The following is a 3,230-nucleotide window of genomic DNA, read 5'->3' as shown; positions in this document are numbered from 1 at the left end:
CCCCCCCCCCCCCCCCCCCCCCCCCCCCCCCCCCCCCCCCCCCCCCCCCCCCCCCCCCCCCCCCCCCCCCCCCCCCCCCCCCCCCCCCGCTGCGGCCGTTCTCGGCGAACCCCGCGCCTGTTCGGTACCCGGCGCCGGTGACCGGGCAGTCCTCACGCCTTGCGCCGCCGAGATCCCCCTCCTTCCGACGAGCCGACGTCGTCACGGACTCAGGCACACCTGGGCGGTACAGCGCTCCGGGCATGGACGGGGCCGACCGGCCCGACGCGTCCGCAAGCCCATCGATCCGCAAGGCCGACGTGTCCTCGGCGCTTGCCGCATGCGTCCCCCGGCACCCGCACCGAGCCGGCGACAGCCCGCAAGTCCATCGCTCACCGCAAAGGAGACAGCCCGATGAAGGGCTCCACAGCCTACTCATCGATACAGAAGCGCGGCCTGCACATCGGTCTCCTCCCGGAGATGGCCGCGGCCGTGAACCCGTCGACGCCGATCATCCTGGACCACGATCTGGGTGTCCTGCCCGAGGCGGGACGGCGTCTGACGGTCGCCCAGTATGCCGAGCACGTCGCCGACCTGGCCGCCCGTCTGTGGGCGGCCGGGGTGCGACCCGACGAGCACGTCGTGATCTACAAGACCGCCAACGCCGACCACTGGATGCTCGCCGCGGCGATATCCCGCATCGGCGGGGTCGTCGTGAACCTCTCGCCGGCCCTGGACCCCAAGACCGTGGGCGTCCTGCTGGAGCGGGTCGGCCGGCCGACCCTGCTCACCGACGGGACCAAGCTCGACTTCCTCGCCGACGTGCCGCTGACGGATCTCACCCAGCGGGTCATCACCTCGGCCGACGACCGGCCGGGCACCGTCTCGCTCCGCGAACTCGCGGGCGCCCCACCGGTGAAGCCGGTGGTCCGGCCCATCGACGCGGCCGCCGTCATCACCCACACCTCCGGCACCACCGGAATCCCCAAGCTCGTCGTGCACACCGCCCGCACCCAGGGCATCCGCCTCGTACCGCAGTGGCGGCTGCTGTCCCTGCTGCGAAAGAAGGAGACCGTGGCCATCCACGTGCCCTTCGTGCACTCGCGGATGGTCGCGGCGATGTCGCTGGCGCTGCTGAGGGAGTACCCGGTCCTCTTGATGCGGGAGATGGACCCCGCCGTCGTCGCCGAGCAACTCCTCGAGCACCGGCCGGCCCTCATCGAGGCGCTGCCCAACTCGCTGATGGAGTGGGAGGGACTGACCGAGGATCCGCGGGCGCCGTTCGGGTCCGTGAAGGTCTTCAGCAGCACCTTCGACGCGATCCACCCGGGGACGATGAGCAAGCTGCTCAAGGCGTCCGACCGGCGCGGCGCACTGTTCTTCCAGATCTACGGCCAGAGCGAGGTCGGCCCGGCCGTCGGCCGCGCCTACTTCCGCCACTCGGCCCACAAGGCGAACGGGCGGTGCGTGGGCTGGCAGATGCCCCTGGGCGCGGCGAAGGTGCGCGTCGTCAGCCGCGACGGCAACCGGCCGACCGAGCAGAACCCCGGCCGCATCGAGGTCGCCTGGCCCGGCATCGCCAAGACGTACTACGGCGAGCAGGAGCGCTACGACAGCAACCGCAAGGGCGAGTGGTGGGGGACCGGCGATGTCGGCTACTTCACCAGGTTCGGCTGCCTGCACATGCTCGACCGCGAGGTCGACATGATCCCCGGGGTGACGAGTTCCCTGGAGATCGAGGACGTCGTCCTCGGCAAGCTGCACGAGCTGAGCGAGCTGGTCGTCGTCCAGGGCCCCGACTCCGAAGCCATCCCGGTGATCTGCACCCATGGCGACGAGCCACTGGACCGGGACCGCTGGCGCGCGGCGGTCGTCGACTTCCCGAAGCTGGCCGACCCGATCCAGATCCCCGAGGCCGAGCTGCCGCGCACCGCCACGCTCAAGGTGCAGCGGCTCGCCCTGGCCGACCGGCTCAAGGAGCAGCTGAAGAACCGGGCGTGATGCGCGATCAGACGACCGCCATGGCGGTGGAAACTACCTACTCGAAAGAGACGAGTGCAATGACAACGGAAGCCACGCTCGCACGATTCCGTGAGTACATGGTGGGCCCCTCGCGGTTCATGACCCTGGTGTCCGTCTTCGAACTGGGCATCATCGACAAGCTCCGCGAGACCCCGGGCCTGACCGCGGCCCAACTGGGCGAGGCCGTCGGCGCCAAGCCGGACGCCGTGGAGCAGCTCCTTCTGCTGCTGGTCAAGGAGCACTTCCTCGCCCACGACGAGGAGACCGGCGGTTACACGCTCGACGCCCTCGCCGAGGTCGGCGAGCGCGACCTGAAGCGTGCTCTCACCTACATGAACATGATCAAGGTGGTGGCGCTGCGGCAGCTGTTCTACCTCACCGAGAGCACCCGGACGGGGAAGATCGTCGGCCTGAAGGAGCTGTACGGGGCGGCCGACGGCACCCTGTACGACATCGTGGGCGACCACCAGGACCTGCGCGACGCCTGGCTGACGCTGATGAACAACGTCACCGCCAACATCGACCCCTGGTTCTTCGACAACATCGAGATCCCCTCCGGCGCGCAGGTGCTCGACGTCGCCGGCAACACCGGCCTCGGTGCGATCCACACCTACCAGCACAAGAAGTCTCCCGGCCTGAAGGTGACCACCTTCGACCTGCCCGAGCGGGAGACCGAGGCCCTGGCGAACTTCAAGGCCCACGGTGTGGAGGAGCACTGCTCGTTCATCGGCGGGAACGTCTTCGACGAGATCCCCAAGGGCTACGACACCGCCCTGTGCAAGCACTTCCTGGACATGTTCGACAAGGACGACGTGTTCCGGATCCTCAAGGGCATCAACGCGTCGCTCAAGCCCGGCGGCGAGCTGCACATCATGGTGCCGGTGTACCCCGAGAACATCACGGACACCGACAACTACAACGTCGACTTCTTCCCGGCCTTCTTCATCGGCTGCACCATGGGCCAGGGCGGCCCGCAGAAGCTGTCGACGTACACGAGCTGGCTGGAGGAGTGCGGGTTCAAGGTGACGAAGGCGATCACCAAGAACGCCTCCGAGATCCCGAAGGACGTCATCCCCGTCCAGGCCTTCCTGTCCGCGACGAAGATCGCATGACCGGCTGAGCCGGGGGTCCTTTCCCGACGGGCGGTGGGGGGGGGGGGGGGGGGGGGGGGGGGGGGCAGGAAGAGGGGGAGGAGAGGGAGGGGGGGGGGGGGGTGAACAACGCCAGCA

General features: G+C 69.4%; 2 protein-coding genes. Both read left to right on the top strand.

Annotation, left to right across the window (positions count from 1 at the left end; all coding sequences use genetic code 11):
- Nucleotides 1-393: 393 nt before the first annotated feature.
- Nucleotides 394-1,980, top strand: a complete 1,587-nt coding sequence (locus ACZ5CW_RS41150; RefSeq protein ID WP_468610957.1) for a class I adenylate-forming enzyme family protein — start codon at nucleotides 394-396, stop codon at nucleotides 1,978-1,980.
- A 59-nt stretch (nucleotides 1,981-2,039) separates the two neighbouring features.
- On the top strand, nucleotides 2,040-3,113 hold the full coding sequence (locus tag ACZ5CW_RS41145; protein ID WP_468610955.1) for a methyltransferase: 1,074 nt from the start codon (nucleotides 2,040-2,042) through the stop codon (nucleotides 3,111-3,113).
- The last annotated feature ends 117 nt before the right edge of the window (nucleotides 3,114-3,230 follow it).

The organism is Streptomyces sp. NPDC031379 (assembly GCF_055569615.1).
Note: the sequence above shows the minus strand (reverse complement) of the source record. Positions and strands in the feature narration are given on the sequence as shown.

Coding starts and splice junctions, on each gene's coding strand:
- ACZ5CW_RS41150 (WP_468610957.1), top strand. CDS start 394: ATGAAGGGCTCCACAGCCTACTCATCGATACAGAAGCGCGGCCTGCAC.
- ACZ5CW_RS41145 (WP_468610955.1), top strand. CDS start 2,040: ATGACAACGGAAGCCACGCTCGCACGATTCCGTGAGTACATGGTGGGC.